The sequence below is a fragment of the Lysobacter sp. CC-YZS074 genome (assembly GCF_056739745.1).
Window position 1 is genome coordinate 860885 of the sequence record NZ_CP200301.1, and the last position, 16811, is coordinate 877695.

Consider the following 16811-nt stretch of genomic DNA (forward strand, 5'->3'; position numbering starts at 1 on the left):
CATAGCGCAATGCCTGCCAGCCCCCCTTCCGCGAACGCCATTCCACGGCACGACGTGTTGATCGTCGGCGGTGGCCTCGTCGGTGCCAGCCTGGCGATCGCGCTGGACGGTGCCGGGCTGGACGTGGGCCTGGTCGAGGCCGCCGCTCCGGGCGCGCTGCCGCCGGTGTTCGACGAGCGCAACCTGAGCTTCGCCGAGGCGACGGTCAGTGCGCTGGCTTCGCTCGGCATCCTGCAGAAACTGCGCGAGCCCGGCGGCGCGATCAGGCGGATCCACATCAGCCGGCGCGGTGACTTCGGGCGCAGCGTGTTGCATGCCGCCGATTACGGTCGCCGGGAGTTCGGCCGGGTGGTGGTCGCGCGCGACTTCGGCGAAGCGCTGGAAGCGCGGCTGGCCGAGCTGCCGACGCTGACCCGTTACCGCCCGGTCCGTTTCCTCGGTGTGGGCGCCCATGCCGACGACGCGCGCGTGGTCCGGGTGGCCGACGAAAGCGGCGAACGTGAATTGCACGCGCAATTGCTGGTGGGCGCCGACGGCACCGCGAGCGGGGTGCGGTCGGCGCTCGGGATCGACGACGATCGCCATGACTACGGCCAGCGGCTGTTCGTCACCCGCGTGCGCGCCGAGCGCGAGCCGGACGGCACGGCCTACGAGCGACTGGGCGACCACGGACCGACCGCGCTGCTGCCGCGGGCCGATCGCCACTACGGCCTGATCCATGCCGTCGCGGCCGGCGAAGCCGACGAGGTGGCGGCGCTCGCCGACGACGCGTTCCTCCAGCGCGTCCAGTCGGCGTTCGGCTGGAGAGCCGGGCGGCTGCTGTCGTGCGGTGCGCGCAGTGTCTATCCGGCGGCACGCCTGGTGGCGCGGCAACTGGTCGCGCCGCGCGCGGTGCTGGTCGGCAATGCGGCGCAGACGATCCACCCGATCGGGGCGCAGGGATTCAACCTGGGCCTGCGCGACGCGCTCACCCTGGCCGAACTGGTCGCGCAGGCGCGGCGGGCGGACCCCTTCGCCGATTGCGGGGCGCCGGCGCTGCTTGCCAGCCATGCCGAACGGCGCCGGGAAGACCGCGAGCGCACGCTGGCGTTCTCCGATGGGCTGGCGCGCATCAGTGCCAATCCCACCGGAATATTGCGGCCGTTGCGCAGCCTCGGCCTGTTCGCGCTCGACCGCCTGCCGTCGTTGCAGGCGGGTCTGGTCGCCGGCGCCATGGGCTATCGCGGACGGGTACCGGCCGCGTGCCGTGGCGGGCAGGCGGCATGAGCCGGCAGGTGCCGCTGGACGTGGTGGTGGTCGGCGCCGGCGTGGTCGGTGCCGCCGCCGCGCTCGGGTTCGCCCGGGCCGGTCGCAAGGTCGCGCTGGTGGAGAGTCGCCGTCCGGCACCGTGGAGTGCCGACGCGCCGGATCTGCGGGTGTATGCGCTCGCGCCCGACAACGCGGCCTTGCTCGAACGCCTCGGTGCGTGGGCCGCCATCGCCGCCGCGCGCCTGCAACCGTACCGGGCGATGCGGGTCTGGGATGCGGGGGGCGGCCCCGGGCTGGTGTTCGATGCCGACCGCCTCGGACGGCCGGAACTGGGGTGGATCGTCGAACACAGCCTGCTGGTCGACCGGCTGTGGTCGGCCTTGCCGGCGGCCGGGGTCGCGGTGCACTGCCCGGATGCCGCCGAAGGCCTGAGCCAGGACAGCGACGGCGCCACCCTGCTTCTCGAGTCCGGCCGCCGTCTGCATGCCCGGCTGGTGATCGCCGCCGATGGAGCCGACTCGCGCCTGCGGACACTCGCCGGCGTCGAGGCCTCGCGCCACGATTATCACCAGCGCGGACTGGTCGCCTACATCGGCCATGAGGCGGCTCACCGCGCCACCTGTTGGCAGCGGTTCCTGCCGGGCGGTCCGCTGGCGTTCCTTCCTTTCGTTGACGGGACGGACGGGCCGCGCAGTTCGATCGTCTGGAGCCTGCCCGACAGCGAGGCCGAGCGCCTGCTGGCCGCAGACGACGACGTGTTCCTCGGCGAGCTGGCGCGTGCGTTCGACGGTCCGCTGGGGACGCTGCGGTCGGTTTCGCGCCGCGCCGCCTTTCCCCTGCGCCGTCAGCTTGCCGACACCCAGGTGGTCGGGCGGGTCGTACTCGTAGGGGATGCCGCCCATGTCGTGCATCCGCTTGCCGGGCAGGGCGTGAACCTGGGCCTGCGCGATGTCGCCGCGCTGCAGGGGGCATTCGACGGCACCCGCGACGTCGACATGGGAAGCCCGGCGAAGCTGCAGCGGTGGGCGCGGCGACGGCGCAGCGACAACACGGTGTCCGCCTGCGCCTTCGAGGGGATCAACCGCCTGTTCTCCAATGACGCGGTGCTGCCGGTGCTGTTGCGTGGCCGGCTGCTCGGCGCCGCCGGCCGGCTGCCGCCGCTGACCCGCGCCCTCTGGCGCCACGCCGCGGGCCTTTGACGGAAAACGCCCCTCACGGGGCGGGGCGTCTTCGTGTTCGCTTCCGGGCGTTCGCCTCCACCCGGGCGATCAGTCGCCCGGTGCCCAGCCCTTCAGTTCGTCGGGACTCAAGCGACCGTTGCTGTCGACATCGACGGCCACGAACTCGGCGGTCAGCGTGGCGTTCGCCCGGGCCTCGACGCGGCTCACGGCACCGTCGCCGTCGGCGTCCATTGCGCCGAAGTCGACCGAGTAATCGCCGACCACGTTGCGCGGTGCGCTTTCGTTGACGATCACCTGCGGGGTGGCCGGCTGCGCGGTCGCCGGCTGCTGTGCCGGCGGGGCGGGGGCGACCTGGGCGACGACGCGGGTCGGCGGTACCGCCGGCACGGGCGGGGCGGTGGTGGCGTCGGCGGTCGCTATGGCCGCCGCCTTGGCCACGTCACTGGCGTCGTCCGCCACCGCGGTCGCGAGGCGCGCCCGGGTCGCGGCCTGTTCGGCCTGCACCGCGGCCTGTACCTGCAGGTCGCCGTTCTCCGCCGCCGAATGCGCGCCGGCCGCGGTCTCGGCCGCCTCGATGGCCTCGTGCGCCGCTGCCTGAGCATCGATCGACGCCCGGTCGGCGATCTCGGCCGTGGCCTCGGCAGTCATCGCGCCCCGGACGCTGGCGGCCGGGGTGTCGCTGATCGACTCGGCGATCACCGCGGCTTCCTGTGCGGTACGGGCTTCCTGGCGGGCCTGTTCGGCGGCTTCCAGTGCGGCGTCGGCGTCGGCGGTGGCGCGCACCTCGGCTTCGACTTCCGTCATGGGCTCCTGTGCGACCGCGGCGCCGGTGCCGAGCGCGGCCAGCAGCGCCAGGGCGAGAACGTGGTGCTTGGTCTTCATGGGTTACCTCGCGGCGGTTGGACGGGACGACGTTAGGCGTCGCGCGGTCAACCGCCCGTATAAACCCGCAATGCCGCCTGAACCCGGCCGTACCGTGCCCTGAACGGCCGTCCGCTCACGCCGGTGTCGCGAAAACGGTGATCTCCTCGCGATCGTGGTACAGCTGGCGCGCGCGCACCACCATCGGCCGGTGCACCTGGTGCTCGAAAGCTTCCAGGCAGATTCGGGTCTCCTCCCAGCGGCGCTTCATCGGCAGCTTGAGGTTGAACACCGCGTGCCGGCACCAGTCCTCGCGGAACCATGTCGCCATGCGGTCGGCGACCCGGCGCGGCTGCTCCACCATGTCGCAGACCATCCAGTCCAGCCGGCGCCGCGGTTGCCACAGGAAACCGTCTTCCCGCAGGTGGTCCACCCGGCCGCTGTCGAGCAGCGCCTGCCGCAGCGGGCCGTTGTCGACCGCGGTGACCTTCATGCCCTGGCGCATCAGCACCCAGGTCCAGCCGCCGGGCGCGGCGCCGAGGTCGGCGGCCTGCATGTTGTCGCGCAGCAGCCGGGAGCGCTCATCGGCGTCGAGCAGGGTCAGCAGCGCTTCCTCGAGCTTGAGCGCGGAGCGGCTGGGGGCGTCGGGATGCGAGCGCAGGCGCGGGATGCCGAGCGGCCACGGGGCGCTGTCGGACGGGTCGCTGCTGGCGAGCACGATGTGGTGCCCGCCGAGGAAGATCACGTGCAGCCGCGGCCGTTGCGCGTCGTCCTGCGGGGTCAGCCAGCCGGCCTTGCGCAGTGACGGCCGCAGCGCGTTGCCGAAGCTGCGCGCGAGGCCGGCCAGCGGCTTGCCGGTGTCCGAATCGGGGTGTTCGACCCACAACTCGCCGAAAGGCGCGCGCGGCGTCGCCGCGTTGAGCGCGTCCAGTACCGGAGAGATCCGGTCGGTCGGGTCCAGCCGCGGCAGGTCGGCCAGCCGCAGCAGCTTCTGCCGGGCGAACACCAGCCGGTCGAACGGCAGCGCACGCGACAGCGCGGCACCGTCGCCTCCCAGGAATTCGACGAAGCCCGAGCCACGTTCGGTACGCGCATAGCCGGGCTGGCCCGCGAGGGCGGCGCGCTCGGTGAGCTCGGCCGCCAGTTCCGGTTCGAATCCGGCACGGCACCAGCAGAACAGGGCGTCGGTCATGCTTGCAGTCCTTGGCAGGGGCGGCGCGGCTCGCGTCCGCGTCGATCAGGGCGAATCCGGATGCGCGACCGGGCCGTCAATAACCCGGGCCGCCGCGTTGGCCATAGTCGCGCAGCACCGCGCAGGCCTGGTCCCGGCACAGGTCCCGTACCACGTCGATGCCGCGGCGCTGCAGCTCGCCGGTCCAGTCGGCCGGCAGCGGGCCTTCGTCGAACTCGGTCAAGGCCTCGACATCCTCGCTGCGCGCGCCGATCAGCAATCGGTCGATACCGGCCCAGAAGCTGGCGCCGTAGCACTGGCAGCACGGCTGGGCCGAGGTGGCGAGGGTGACGGGGCCGGCCGGCACGCCCGGCGCGACCTCGTTGAGGCGTGCGCGCTGGGTGCGCTGCTGGGCCAGCATGAACGCCATCGTCTCGGCGTGGGCCAGCGAACAGTTCTGCGGCAGTACCCGGTTCACCCCGACCGCGATGATGCGGTGGTCGGGGCCGAACACCGCGGCACCGAACGGCCCGCCGCTGCGGGCATCGACGTTGTGTCGCGACAGTTCGACGGCGAGGCCGACCTTGTCCTCGTCGCCGGGGTAGGCGCGGTCGGTATCGACGGCTTCGTGGACCCAGGCCGGCAGGGTCAGGTGGATCTGTGCGTACAGCATCAGTCGAGCAACACCCGGCTGTCACCCTGGCAGGTGCCCTGCACGCACTGGCAACTGCTGATCGCCGGGAACCCGCAGACCGAGGCCATGCCGCTCCTGGCGCACGCGGCCTGGACGCCCTCCGGGTCGGTCGGGCTGTCCACGTTGACGCAGGCGGGATATTCGCCGCAGCAGTTGCCCACGTTCTTGACGGTGCAGTCGGCATCGGTTTCGCAACTGCGGTCGACCGCCACCCCGCCACTTTGCGCGGCATCGCCGCCGCTGCCCGGCAGCCCGGGTCCCAGCGACGGCCGCTCGACCGGACGCTTCACCGGTGGCAACTGCGGCGGACGGGCGTCGGGTGCCGTGGCATCCGGCGTCGCGGTGGCCTGCCGGTCGGCATCGGTCGCGACGGGGCTGTTGGCGCCGTTGGGCGCCGGCGCAGCGCACGCGCCGAGCAGCAACGACAGCGCGAGGGCCGCCAGCGCCGGCCGGCAGCGGTAAACAGGGATGTGGACCTTCATCGCGTCGCTCCTTCAGGACCCGGGCTCAGATCTTGCCGGCCCAGGTGTCACGCAGCGTGACGCTGCGGTTGAACACCGGCGCGCTGGCGGCGTGGTCGCGGCGGTCGGCGACGAAATAGCCGAGCCGCTCGAACTGGAACGACTGCTCCGGGGTAGCGTCGGCCGCCGACGGCTCCACAAAGCCGGTGGTGGTGCGGCGCGAGTCCGGGTTGAGGTGGTCCTGGTAGGTCTTGCCGTCGGCATCGTCGTCCGGGTCGGCGACGTTGAACAGCCGGTCGTACAGGCGGATCTCGGCCGGCACCGCGCGGCGCGCGTCGACCCAGTGGATGGTGCCCTTGATCTTGCGGTTGGCGCCTTCCATGCCCGGGCGCGACTCGGGGTCGAGCGTGCCGCGCAGTTGGACCACGTTGCCGGCCCCGTCCTTGATCACCTCGTCGCAGCGCACGATGCCGGCGCCGCGCAGGCGCACTTCGCCGCCGGGCACCAGCCGCTTGAAGCCCTTCGGCGGCACCTCGGCGAAGTCGTCGCGTTCGATCCACAGCTCGTTCGAGAACGGCACCTCGCGGCTGCCGAAGCTCTCGTCCTTCGGGTGGTTGGCGAACGTGAGCGTCTCGGCGTGGTCGTCGGGCAGGTTGGCCAGCACCAGCTTCAGCGGTTCGACCACGGCCATCCGGCGCGGCGCGGCGGCGTCGAGGTCCTCGCGCAGGCAGCCTTCGAGCACCGAGAAGTCGATCAGCGAGTTCTGCTTGCTGACGCCCAGGCGCTCGGCGAACAGCCGCAGCGACGCCGGGGTGTAGCCGCGACGGCGGATGCCCTGCAGGGTCGGCATGCGCGGGTCGTCCCAGCCGTCGACCAGCCCGGCCTGCACCAGCGCCATCAGCTTGCGCTTGCTCATCACCGTGTAGTTGAGGTTGGCGCGGGAGAACTCGATCTGGCGCGGCTTGCGCGCCTCGAACGGCAGGCCGTTGCCGGTCAGCGGCTCCAGCAGCTCCGGCGAGCCGGCGAGGTCGACCCGGTCGACGCACCAGTCGTACAGCGGCCGGTGGTCCTCGAACTCCAGCGTGCACAGCGAGTGGGTGATGCCCTCGATCGCATCGCTCAGCGAGTGGGCGTAGTCGTACATCGGGTAGATCGGCCAGGCGTCGCCGGTGTTCTGGTGCGGCACCTTCTTGACCCGGTACAGCGCCGGGTCGCGCAGGTTGATGTTGCCGCTGGCCATGTCGATCCTGGCGCGCAGGGTGCGGCTGCCGTCGGCGAACTCGCCGGCGCGCATGCGGCGGAACAGGTCGAGGTTCTCCTCGACGCCGCGGTTGCGGAACGGCGACTTGCGGCCCGGCTCGGTCAGCGTGCCGCGGTACTCGCGCACCTGCTCGGCCGTCAGGTCGCAGACGAACGCATCGCCCTGCCGGATCAGCTTCTCGGCCGCGAGGTAGAACACCTCGAAATAGTCCGAGGCGTGGCGCAGCTCGTTCCACTCGAAGCCCAGCCAGCGCACGTCGTCCTGGATCGCGCGGACGTACTCGGGGTCTTCCTTGGCCGGGTTGGTGTCGTCCAGTCGCAGGTTGCAGACGCCACCGAACTCGGCGGCGATGCCGAAGTCCAGGCAGATCGCCTTGGCGTGGCCGATGTGCAGGTAGCCGTTGGGTTCGGGCGGAAAACGGGTCTTGACCGCGTCGTGCTTGCCGCTGGCGAGATCGTCGCGGACGATCTGGCGGATGAAGTCCTGGCGCACGGGCGCAGCGTTGTCATCGGCGCGAAGGTCGGCGGGGGGCGTATTGGTGGACATGCGACGGCGGGAGCGTGGGGAAGCGGGCAGTTTAGCCGGCCCTGTCTCGTAGCGCCGGACCGGCGTGGTGTCGTTGCACGCGTCGACGGGAATGGCGGAGGCTGTTTCCGAAGCCCCGGCGATTCACGCCGGCGCGCGTATCCTCGCGATCAACCCGCCGGAGCCACGCCATGAAGGTCGTCTACGACGCCGCGAACATCATCGACGCCCACCTCGTCCGCCACGCGCTGGAAGCGGCGGAGATCCCGGTATTCCTGAAAGGCGAGGCGCTGGTCGGTGGTATGGGCGAGCTGCCGCTGTTCGGGGTAGTGCAGGTGTGCGTGCCGGACGTGGCGTGGCCGCAGGCGCGCGAGGTGGTCGCGGCGCTGGGGCTGGGGCTGGGAGCGCCGGCGGATGGGGAGGACGACGCGGCCGGCTGGGTCGATGGGGTGTTGCCGGCGTAAGGAGTGTTGCGGGCGTCGTTGTCGCGGTGAGTTGTGCGGGGTACGTGCTCGGCGGTCCGGGCGGTTGTGCCGGTCGCGGGATTGCCGGTGGGCGACTGCCAACGCTCCGGTTCCGGTTCGCTTTCGATGGAGGGGCGACGTGAGTCGCGACCCGCCGAACGTTGGAGGTGCTACCTCGGTCGCGACTCACGTCGCTCCTACGGGAACCGTGACAAACACGACCAACAAGCTGGTATCCACGACCGGGGCGCCGGCTCATCCGCACTGCCGAAACTCGCGCCTCCGACACCTGCGGGTGGTCGGTACCGCCGCCGCGTCATCCGCCCGGCGGCGGCTCCAGCAACGCCGCCGGCAACTTGCGGAATTCGGCGGCGAGCTGCCGCAAAAATCCATCCATCGCCGAGCTCTTGCGCCACACCATCGCGATCTGGCGGTGCGGAGCACTGCCCTGGAACGGCACCAGGGCGATGTCGGGCGAGGCCGGCACCGGCGGCTGCACGGCCAGCACCGGCAGCAGGGTGATGCCGACGCCGGCGGCGACCATCTGCCGCAGGGTCTCCAGGCTGGTGGCGCGGAAACCGTCGCGCTCATCGGCGCCGGCCATGCGGCATACCTCCAGCGCCTGGTCGCGCAGGCAATGGCCTTCCTCGAGCAGCAGCAGATGACGGTCGTCGAGCTCCCGCAGGCGCAGGCGCTCCTGTCCGGCCATCGGATGGCTGCGCGGCACCGCCAGCACGAAGGGTTCGTCGAATAGCGGCTCCAGGTGCAACTGCTCGTCGTGCAGCGGCAGCGCCAGGATGCCGGCGTCGAGCCGGCCGTCGCGCAGGCGGTCGAGGATGCGGTCGGTCTTCTCCTCGACCAGCAGCAGCTCCAGGCGCGGGAATCGTTCGCGCACGGCCGGCAGCACGTGCGGGAGCAGGTACGGCGCCAGCGTCGGGAACAGCCCGAGCTTGACCGTGCCGGCCTCCGGATCCTGGCTGCGGCGGGCGATCTCGGCCATCTGGTCGACCTCGGCGATCACCTTGCGCGCGCGCTGGGCGATGTCGATCCCGACCGGCGTGAGCATCACCCGCCGCGGCGCGCGCTCGACCAGCGCCACGCCCAGTTCGTCCTCCAGCTTGCGGATCTGGGTCGACAGGGTGGGCTGGCTGACGAAGCTGGCCGCGGCGGCCCGGCCGAAATGCTTGTGGTCGGCCAGGGCCACCAGGTACTTGAGGTCGCGCAGGTTCATGGCAGGCGTCCGTGGACGGGCGGCGCGGGTCCCTCTCCCGCGGTGGGGAGAGGGCTCATGCTCAGGCGGCCTGCTGCTGCGCCGGCGCGGACGTGCGGATCAGGTGGTCGAACGCGCTCAGTGCCGCGGTCGAACCGGCGCCCATGGCGATGACGATCTGCTTGTACGGCACCGTGGTCGCGTCGCCGGCGGCGAATACGCCCGGCATCGAGGTCGCGCCGCGGTCGTCGATCACGATTTCGCCGCGCGGGCTCAGCTCCAGCGTGCCCTTCAGCCACTCGGTGTTGGGCAGCAGACCGATCTGGACGAAGATGCCGGCCAGCTCGACGGTGCTCGACGCGCCCGTCGCGCGGTCCTTGTAGACCAGGCCGGTGACCTTCTGGCCGTCGCCGAGCACCTCGGTGGTCTGCGCGTTGAGCAGGATGTCGACGTTGCCCAGGCTGCGCAGCTTGCGCTGCAGCACCTCGTCGGCGCGCATCTGCGTGTCGAATTCGATCAGGGTCACGTGCTCGACGATGCCGGCCAGGTCGATCGCCGCCTCCACGCCGGAATTGCCGCCGCCGATCACCGCCACCCGCTTGCCCTTGAACAGCGGCCCGTCGCAGTGCGGGCAGTAGGCCACGCCCCGGTTGCGGTACTGCTCCTCGCCGGGCACGCCCATCTGCCGCCAGCGCGCCCCGGTGGACAGGATCACGCTGCGCGACTTCAGCGAGGCGCCGTTCTCCAGCTGCACCTCGACCAGCCCGCCCGGCTCGCTGGCCGGCACCAGTTTCGTCGCCCGCTGCAGGTTCATCACGTCGACGTCGTACTCGCGCACGTGCTGCTCCAGCGCCACGCCGAGCTTCGGGCCTTCGGTGTACTGCACCGAAATGAAGTTCTCGATCGCCATGGTGTCGAGCACCTGGCCGCCGAAACGCTCGGCCGCCACGCCGGTGCGGATGCCCTTGCGCGCGGCGTAGATCGCCGCCGCGGCGCCGGCGGGGCCGCCACCGACCACCAGCACGTCGAACGCCTCCTTGCCCTTGATCTTCTCGGCTTCGCGCTCGGCGGCGCCGGTGTCGAGCCTGGCCACGACCTGCTCGATCGTCATCCGGCCCTGGTCGAACGGCTGGCCGTTGAGGAACACGGTCGGCACCGACATGATCTCGCGCGCCTCGACCTCCTCCTGGTACAGCGCGCCGTCGATCGCGACGTGGTGGATGTTGGAGTTCAGCACGCTCATCAGGTTCAGCGCCTGCACCGTGTCCGGGCAGCTCTGGCACGACAGCGACATGAACGTCTCGAAGTGGAACTCGCCCTCGAGGTCGCGGACCTGGTTGGCCAGCTCCTCCTCGATCTTCGGCGGATGGCCACCGACCTGCAGCAGCGCCAGCACCAGCGAAGTGAACTCGTGGCCCATCGGGATCGCGGCGAAGTGCACGGCGACATCGGTACCGGCACGGACGATGGCGAACGACGGCCTGCGGGCGTCGTCACCGGCGCGCACGGTGATCTTGTCCGACAGCGAGGCGATGTCCTGCAGCAGTGCGTCCAGTTCGCGCGACTTGTCGCTGTCGTCCAGCGAGGCGACCAGCTCGATCGGCTGGGTCAGTTTTTCGAGGTAGGCCGTCAACTGGGCCTTGAGGTTGGCGTCGAGCATGGCAATGGCTCCAGTGAATGGAAAAGGGGAGGGCGGGTGTGCGGGCGCTTGCAGGAGCGGCCTGGACCGGGAGGGAGGGAGCCGGCCGGGAAGGGGAGTCCGCGGGAGCCGGGCGCGGCCCAGGCCGCTGATGCAAGCAACCGCCAGTGCGGTGAATGAAGCGGGTGGGAAGGCCGGGCGTCGCCGCCCGGCTCCCCGGCAGACCGGGGTCATGGGGACCCCGGCTGCCGCGCAGCGTGTGATCGGACCGCGTGGATCAGATCTTGCCGACCAGGTCGAGCGACGGCGCGAGGGTCTTCTCGCCTTCCTTCCACTTGGCCGGGCACACCTCGCCCGGGTGGCTGGCGACGTACTGGGCGGCCTTGACCTTGCGCAGCAGGTCGTTGGCGTCGCGGCCGATGCCCTCGGCGGTGACTTCCATTGCCTGGATGATGCCGTCCGGGTCGATCACGAAGGTGCCGCGGTCGGCCAGGCCCTGGCCTTCGCGCATCACCTGGAAGTTGTTGCTGATCACGCCGGTCGGGTCGCCGACCATCGTGTACTTGATCTTGCCGATCGCCGGCGACGAGTCGTGCCACGCCTTGTGCGAGAAGTGGGTGTCGGTCGAGACGCTGTAGACCTCCACGCCCATCTTCTGCAGCTCTTCGTACTTGTCGGCCAGGTCCTCGAGCTCGGTCGGGCAGACGAAGGTGAAGTCGGCCGGGTAGAAGAAGACCACCGACCACTTGCCCTTCAGGTCGGCCTCGCTGACTTCGATGAACTTGCCTTCCTTGAAGGCCTGGGCCTTGAACGGCTTGATTGCGGTGTTGATCAGGGACATTCGTGGGTTCCTTCTCTGGGTGGGTGAACGGGAATGCGGCCATGTTAGGTGCATCAATCGATTCGGTAAAATCGATTGATGGAATTGCATTGATAGGTGCGGACTATCGTGTGCTTCAGTCCAGGCACGCACCGGACGAAGGATTCGCCAGCGGTCGTTAGGCAAGCGCGATTGATGACCCTCCTGCGCGAGCGACCGGCAGCACCGTCGCTGCCGCTTCAAGCGTCTATCGGGGATCCGCAAACGGGCGGGCATGACTATCGTCATGGGTCGCCGGCGGAGACGCTCGTTAAGGTCGGAGTCATTCCAACCGGGGAGCCGCCAATGCAACGCATCCGCCATCTCGCCTGTGCCATCGCCCTCGCGCTGGCCGTACCCGCCGTCGCCCTCGCGCAGGACGCCGGCACCGCGCCGGCGCCGGCCGACACGGCGGTGCCCACCGGCCGGCTGCCGCGCACGGTGGTGCCGTCGCTGGTCGAACTCGAACTCAGGCTGGACCCGGCGCAGCCGCGCTTCTCCGGCACGACGGTGATCCACGCCGACGTGGCGGAGCCCACCGACGTGATCTGGATGCACGGTCGCGACCTCGACATCGGCCGCGCCGAGGCGGTGCTGGCGGACGGCCGCCGGATCGCGCTCGATGCCGAGCAGGTGCATGTCTCCGGCGTGTTGAAACTGGCGGCCGCCGATACCGTGCCGGCCGGCAAGGTCGACATCGAGATCGCCTTCGAGGCGCCCTACGGCAACCTGATGGGCGCCTACCGGGTCAAGCCCGACGGCGAGGACTACGTGGTCACCCAGATGGAGCCGCTGGGCGCGCGCAGCACGTTCCCCGGGTTCGATGAGCCGAGTTTCAAGCAGCCGTGGGAGGTCACCCTGGTGGTGCCGGCCGACGACACCGCGATCGCCAACGGTCCCGAGGTGGACACCGAGGCGCTCGGGGACGGCTGGAAGAAGGTGACCTTCAAGCGGACCGAGGCGCTGCCGAGTTATCTGCTGGCGTTCGTGGTCGGGCCCTGGGACGTGCCGGTCGGGCAGGACATCGCCCCGCACGGCGAGCGCAGCCGGCCGATCCCGCTGCGCGGCGTCGCGGCCAGAGACCAGGGCGCGCGCATGCGCTATTCGCTGGAAAACACGCCGCCGATCGTCCATGCGCTGGAGGACTACTTCGGCATCCCGTACCCGTTCGCCAAGCTCGACAACGTCGCCGCGCCCGACTTCGGCGCCGGCGCGATGGAGAACGCCGGCCTGATCGTCTACCGCGACACCCTGATGCTGCTCGACGAGGACTCCTCGGTCGGCCAGCGCCAGGGCTTCTGGGGCGTCAGCGCGCACGAGCTGGCGCACCAGTGGTTCGGCAACCTGGTCACGATGGAATGGTGGGACGACCTCTGGCTCAACGAGGCGTTCGCGACCTGGATGGGCAACAAGATCACCGGCCAGCTGCAGCCGGGCTTCCACACCGATCGCAACATCCTCGAGGGCGGCCTGCGCGCGATGGGCGCCGACAGCCTCGCCAGCACCCGCCGCATCCACCAGCCGATCGGCGACTTCACCCAGATCCAGTCGGCGTTCGACGGCATCACCTACCAGAAGGGCGGGGCGGTGCTGTCGATGTTCGAGAACTACGTCGGCGAGGCCAACTTCCGCGAAGGCGTGCGTGACTACCTCCGGGCCAATGCCCGCGGCAACGCGACCAGCACCGACCTGATCGACGCCATCGCGGCGCACGGCGACGAGCCCGAAGGCATCAAGCGCGCGTTCCTGGGCTTCATCGACCAGCCCGGCGTGCCGATGGTCAAGGTCGACGTCGACTGCGCCGATGGCCAGCCACCGGCGCTGGTGCTGCAGCAGCAGCGCTACCTGCCGCTGGGCTCCACCGCGAGCGCGGACCAGACCTGGGGCATCCCCATGTGCGTGCGCTACGCGGCGGACGGCACCGTGCACGAGCAGTGCGGCCTGGTCGAGGGCGCACAGGCCCGGTTCGAGCTGGAGCAGGCGCAGTCCTGCCCGGCCTGGGTGATGCCCAACGCGCACGGCGCCGGCTACTACCGCTTCGCGCTGGCGCCGAAGTGGCAGCAGTCGCTGTCGGACGCCTTCGAACAGCTCGACGAGCGCGAGCAGCGCGTCTACGCCGACTCGGCCGCCGCGGCGTATGGCGCCGGCGAGCTGACCGTGTCGCAGATGATCGCCGCGCTGCCGCAGTTCGCCACCGCCGACGCCCGCCAGACCGCGACCGCCGGCATGGGCAACGTCGACTGGATCGCGGAGTACCTGCTCGACGACGAAGCCGCCCGCGCCGACCTGCGTGCGCACTTCGCCGATATCTACCGCCCGCGGCTGGAGGCGCTGGGCATGGCATCGAAGGCGGGCGAGAGCGACGACGACCGCCTGCTGCGCAGCAGCCTGATCGGCTACTTCGCCGAAACGCTGGAGGACCCGGCCGTTCGTTCGGAGTTCGTGCAGCGCGGCAACACGGTCCTCGGGCTGGGCGGAGACGGCCTGCTGGATCCTGAAGCGGTGCCGCAGGACCTGCGCGACACCGCGGTGTCGGTGGCGGTGCAGGAAGGCGGCGCAGCCGCGTTCGACCTCGCCGAGAAGCACCTGCGCGCCAGCCAGGACGCGGTGATCCGCCGCGAACTGCTGTCGGCGATGGGCAGCGTGACCGACCCGGCGCTGGCCGAGCGGGCGCGCGCCTTCGTGCTGGAACCGGGGCTGCTGCGGCTCAACGAGATCTACTACGTGGTCTTCAGCCAGGCCAGCGAGCCGGAAAACCGCCCGGCCCTGCGCGAATGGCTGGAAGCGAACTACGACGCGCTGCAGGCCAAGCTCGCCCCGGGCGGTTCGGCGATCGCCAGCGCCTACGCCGCCGGCATGTGCAGTACCGCCGAGGCGGCCGACCTGCAACAGCGGTTCGGCGAGCGGATGGAGACGATCGAGGGCGGCCCGCTGGATCTGAAGCAGACGGTCGAGGCGATCGGACTGTGTGCTGCGGCGAAGACGGCGCGCCAAGGGCAGCCGATCGAGTACTGACGGGCTACGGCGGGAGGTGGAGGCGGCCGGTGGTCGCCTCCATCCCGCGACCCGCGAAAGCATCGCGTCGCCATCCTCGAGACGCGAACGCCGGGCGCATTTTGTAGGAGCGGCTTCAGCCGCGATCGTGGAACCGTGCGCCCGCGCCGGTTTCCGATCGCGGCTGAAGCCGCTCCTACAAGAGCACCGGGATCCAGCAGCGCCCCATCGCCGAACCCGTCCGTCTTCGGGTGACATTCCACCTGGGCGGGCTTCGGGCCTTCGGCGAATACACCCCGGTCGCGACTTACGTCGCTCCTACGTCAGGTGGTGGCGGCGTGCCTCGCGGCGGGCGGCCTCGCGTACCATCGCGCCGGACTCCAGACACCCGGCCGGCTCCGTTCCGTTTCGATGGCCCGAATCGACTCCATCCTCCGCGACGCTCGCGCCGGGCTTGAACCCGGCGACGCCGAGCTGCTGCTGTGCCACGGGCTCGGCCGGCCGCGCAGCTGGCTCTACGCGCACGGTGACGACGAGCTCGACGCCGCCGCCACGGCGATGTTCGAGGCGCTGCTCGCGCGCCGTCGCGGCGGCGAGCCGGTCGCCTACATCACCGGCCGCCGCGGCTTCTGGAGCCTCGACCTGCAGGTCGGCCCGGCGACCCTGATCCCGCGCGCGGAGACCGAGCTGCTGGTCGAACTCGCGCTCGAACGCCTGCCCGCCGGCCAGCCGCTGCGCGTCGTCGACCTCGGCACCGGCAGCGGCGCGATCGCGCTGGCGATCGCCCGCGAGCGGCCGCTTGCCGAGGTGCTCGCCACCGATGCCAGCGCCGCCGCGCTCGAGGTCGCCGCGGCCAACGCCCGCGCGCTGTCGCTGGGCAACATCGCCTTCCGCCACGGCGACTGGTTCGCGCCGCTGGCGGGCGAGCGCTTCGACCTGATCGCCAGCAACCCGCCGTACATCGCCGAGGACGATGTCCACCTCGGCCGTGGCGACCTGCGCTTCGAGCCGGTCAGCGCGCTGGCTTCCGGCGCCGACGGCCTCGACGCGATCCGCGTCATCGCCGCCGCCGCGCCGGCGCACCTGCGGCCGGACGGCTGGCTGCTGGTCGAACACGGTTACGACCAGGGAGAGGCGGTCCGCGCGCTGTTCCGCGCCGCCGGACTCGCATCGGTCGACACCGCGCGCGATCTCGAACAGCGCGACCGCGTCACCGTCGGCCGGCGCTCCGGCTGAGGCTGCGGCGCCTGCGCACCGTCGCTAGACTGGTCGGCCCCACACGCCGCCGAGCCGTCCGCATGCGCAGCCTCTACCCCGAGATCCAGCCCTACGACACCGGGACCCTCAATGTCGACGAGCGCCACACGCTCTATTACGAGCAGTGCGGCAACCCCGACGGCAAGCCGGTGGTGCTGCTGCACGGCGGCCCGGGCGGCGGCTGCAGCGACAAGATGCGCCGCTTCCACGACCCGGAGAAGTACCGGATCGTGCTGTTCGACCAGCGCGGCAGCGGCCGCTCGACCCCGCATGCCGACCTGGTCGACAACACCACCTGGCACCTGGTCGAGGACATCGAGAAGCTGCGGGTGAAGCTCGGCATCGAGTGCTGGCAGGTGTTCGGCGGCAGCTGGGGCTCGACCCTCGCGCTCGCCTACGCCGAGACGCACCCGAAGCGTGTCAGCGAGCTGGTCCTGCGCGGCATCTTCATGCTGCGTCGCTGGGAACTGGAATGGTTCTACCAGGAGGGCGCCAACCGGTTGTTCCCGGAAGCGTGGGAGCACTACCTCAAGGCGATCCCGGTCACCGAGCGGCACGACCTGATCAGCGCGTTCCACCGCCGGCTGACCAGCGACGACGAGAAGACCCGGTTGGCCGCGGCCAAGGCGTGGAGCGTATGGGAGGGCGCGACCAGCTTCCTGCACATCGACGAGGACTTCGCCAACAGCCACGAGGACCCGCAGTTCGCGCTGGCGTTCGCCCGCATCGAGAACCACTACTTCGTCAACAGCGGCTTCTTCGAGGCCGACGACCAGCTGCTGCGTGACGCCGGCAACATCGCCGACATCCCGGGCGTGATCGTGCACGGCCGCTATGACGTGGTCTGCCCGGTGCAGAACGCCACCGACCTGCACAGGGCCTGGCCGAAGGCCGAGCTGGTGATCACCCCGGCCTCGGGCCACTCCGCGTTCGAAGCCGAGAACGTCGACGCACTCGTGCGCGCCACCGACGCCTTCGCCTGAGAG

General features: G+C 70.9%; 14 protein-coding genes. 6 read left to right on the top strand and 8 right to left on the bottom strand.

The window, feature by feature from the left end; translation table 11 throughout:
- Window positions 1–9: 9 nt before the first annotated feature.
- Together ubiH and U8331_RS03700 are read left to right on the top strand one after the other, a co-directional pair.
- Window positions 10–1266, top strand: a complete 1257-nt coding sequence (ubiH, locus tag U8331_RS03695; RefSeq protein WP_481132282.1) for a 2-octaprenyl-6-methoxyphenyl hydroxylase — start codon at window positions 10–12, stop codon at window positions 1264–1266.
- Window positions 1263–2447 carry an FAD-dependent oxidoreductase gene (locus U8331_RS03700; RefSeq protein WP_481132283.1) on the top strand — a complete coding sequence of 395 codons (1185 nt, stop codon included), beginning with the start codon at window positions 1263–1265 and terminating at the stop codon, window positions 2445–2447. Before ubiH ends, U8331_RS03700 begins: the two co-directional genes overlap by 4 nt.
- 69 nt (window positions 2448–2516) lie before the next feature.
- Here U8331_RS03700 and U8331_RS03705 read toward each other — a convergent pair whose 3' ends face one another.
- The 5 genes from U8331_RS03705 to U8331_RS03725 form a co-directional block, all read right to left on the bottom strand.
- Window positions 2517–3311 carry a hypothetical protein gene (locus tag U8331_RS03705; protein ID WP_481132284.1) on the bottom strand — a complete coding sequence of 265 codons (795 nt, stop codon included), beginning with the start codon at window positions 3309–3311 and terminating at the stop codon, window positions 2517–2519.
- A 115-nt stretch (window positions 3312–3426) separates the two neighbouring features.
- Entirely contained in the window at window positions 3427–4482 is a 1056-nt protein-coding gene (gene rlmM, locus U8331_RS03710) for a 23S rRNA (cytidine(2498)-2'-O)-methyltransferase RlmM (protein ID WP_481132285.1), read from the bottom strand.
- A gap of 76 nt (window positions 4483–4558) precedes the next feature.
- The gene (locus U8331_RS03715) at window positions 4559–5134 is read right to left on the bottom strand and encodes a nucleoside deaminase (RefSeq protein ID WP_481132286.1); all 576 of its coding nucleotides are present in this window, start codon (window positions 5132–5134) and stop codon (window positions 4559–4561) included.
- On the bottom strand, window positions 5134–5637 hold the full coding sequence (locus tag U8331_RS03720; protein ID WP_481132287.1) for a hypothetical protein: 504 nt from the start codon (window positions 5635–5637) through the stop codon (window positions 5134–5136). The genes U8331_RS03715 and U8331_RS03720 overlap by 1 nt, the downstream gene beginning before the upstream one ends.
- A 25-nt stretch (window positions 5638–5662) precedes the next feature.
- Window positions 5663–7423: a glutamine--tRNA ligase/YqeY domain fusion protein gene (locus tag U8331_RS03725; RefSeq protein ID WP_481132288.1), complete on the bottom strand. Its 1761-nt coding sequence runs from the start codon at window positions 7421–7423 to the stop codon at window positions 5663–5665.
- A 170-nt stretch (window positions 7424–7593) separates the two neighbouring features.
- Here U8331_RS03725 and U8331_RS03730 point away from each other — a divergent pair, with 170 nt between their 5' ends.
- Entirely contained in the window at window positions 7594–7866 is a 273-nt protein-coding gene (locus U8331_RS03730) for a putative signal transducing protein (protein ID WP_481132289.1), read from the top strand.
- Between the two features lie 316 nt (window positions 7867–8182).
- On the opposite strand, the gene U8331_RS03735 is transcribed toward U8331_RS03730, so the two are convergent.
- The 3 genes from U8331_RS03735 to ahpC all read right to left on the bottom strand — a co-directional run bounded on the left by U8331_RS03735 (window position 8183) and on the right by ahpC (window position 11556).
- On the bottom strand, window positions 8183–9097 hold the full coding sequence (locus U8331_RS03735; protein ID WP_481132290.1) for a LysR substrate-binding domain-containing protein: 915 nt from the start codon (window positions 9095–9097) through the stop codon (window positions 8183–8185).
- Window positions 9098–9158: 61 nt separating this feature from the next.
- A complete protein-coding gene (gene ahpF / locus U8331_RS03740; protein ID WP_481132291.1) occupies window positions 9159–10736 on the bottom strand; it encodes an alkyl hydroperoxide reductase subunit F in 1578 nt (525 codons plus the stop codon).
- A 256-nt stretch (window positions 10737–10992) separates the two neighbouring features.
- Window positions 10993–11556, bottom strand: a complete 564-nt coding sequence (gene ahpC, locus U8331_RS03745; RefSeq protein WP_481132292.1) for an alkyl hydroperoxide reductase subunit C — start codon at window positions 11554–11556, stop codon at window positions 10993–10995.
- A 324-nt stretch (window positions 11557–11880) separates the two neighbouring features.
- Between ahpC and U8331_RS03750 the strand changes: the two genes are divergently transcribed.
- The 3 genes from U8331_RS03750 (at window position 11881) to pip (ending at window position 16808) form a co-directional block, all read left to right on the top strand.
- Window positions 11881–14589: a M1 family metallopeptidase gene (locus U8331_RS03750; protein ID WP_481132293.1), complete on the top strand. Its 2709-nt coding sequence runs from the start codon at window positions 11881–11883 to the stop codon at window positions 14587–14589.
- Between the two features lie 390 nt (window positions 14590–14979).
- Window positions 14980–15804 (top strand): peptide chain release factor N(5)-glutamine methyltransferase, encoded by an 825-nt coding sequence (prmC, locus tag U8331_RS03755; protein WP_481132294.1) that lies wholly within the window; start codon window positions 14980–14982, stop codon window positions 15802–15804.
- 62 nt (window positions 15805–15866) lie between these two features.
- Window positions 15867–16808, top strand: coding sequence for a prolyl aminopeptidase (pip, locus tag U8331_RS03760; RefSeq protein ID WP_481132295.1), 942 nt, complete (start codon window positions 15867–15869; stop codon window positions 16806–16808).
- Window positions 16809–16811: the final 3 nt, after the last annotated feature.

Excerpts from the sequence above, each read along its gene's own strand:
- ahpC (WP_481132292.1), bottom strand. The coding sequence starts at position 11,556 with ATGTCCCTGATCAACACCGCAATCAAGCCGTTCAAGGCCCAGGCCTTC.
- U8331_RS03700 (WP_481132283.1), top strand. The coding sequence starts at position 1,263 with ATGAGCCGGCAGGTGCCGCTGGACGTGGTGGTGGTCGGCGCCGGCGTG.
- ubiH (WP_481132282.1), top strand. The coding sequence starts at position 10 with ATGCCTGCCAGCCCCCCTTCCGCGAACGCCATTCCACGGCACGACGTG.
- U8331_RS03715 (WP_481132286.1), bottom strand. The coding sequence starts at position 5,134 with ATGCTGTACGCACAGATCCACCTGACCCTGCCGGCCTGGGTCCACGAA.
- U8331_RS03725 (WP_481132288.1), bottom strand. The coding sequence starts at position 7,423 with ATGTCCACCAATACGCCCCCCGCCGACCTTCGCGCCGATGACAACGCT.
- U8331_RS03730 (WP_481132289.1), top strand. The coding sequence starts at position 7,594 with ATGAAGGTCGTCTACGACGCCGCGAACATCATCGACGCCCACCTCGTC.
- U8331_RS03705 (WP_481132284.1), bottom strand. The coding sequence starts at position 3,311 with ATGAAGACCAAGCACCACGTTCTCGCCCTGGCGCTGCTGGCCGCGCTC.
- U8331_RS03750 (WP_481132293.1), top strand. The coding sequence starts at position 11,881 with ATGCAACGCATCCGCCATCTCGCCTGTGCCATCGCCCTCGCGCTGGCC.
- ahpF (WP_481132291.1), bottom strand. The coding sequence starts at position 10,736 with ATGCTCGACGCCAACCTCAAGGCCCAGTTGACGGCCTACCTCGAAAAA.
- U8331_RS03735 (WP_481132290.1), bottom strand. The coding sequence starts at position 9,097 with ATGAACCTGCGCGACCTCAAGTACCTGGTGGCCCTGGCCGACCACAAG.
- rlmM (WP_481132285.1), bottom strand. The coding sequence starts at position 4,482 with ATGACCGACGCCCTGTTCTGCTGGTGCCGTGCCGGATTCGAACCGGAA.
- prmC (WP_481132294.1), top strand. The coding sequence starts at position 14,980 with ATGGCCCGAATCGACTCCATCCTCCGCGACGCTCGCGCCGGGCTTGAA.
- pip (WP_481132295.1), top strand. The coding sequence starts at position 15,867 with ATGCGCAGCCTCTACCCCGAGATCCAGCCCTACGACACCGGGACCCTC.
- U8331_RS03720 (WP_481132287.1), bottom strand. The coding sequence starts at position 5,637 with ATGAAGGTCCACATCCCTGTTTACCGCTGCCGGCCGGCGCTGGCGGCC.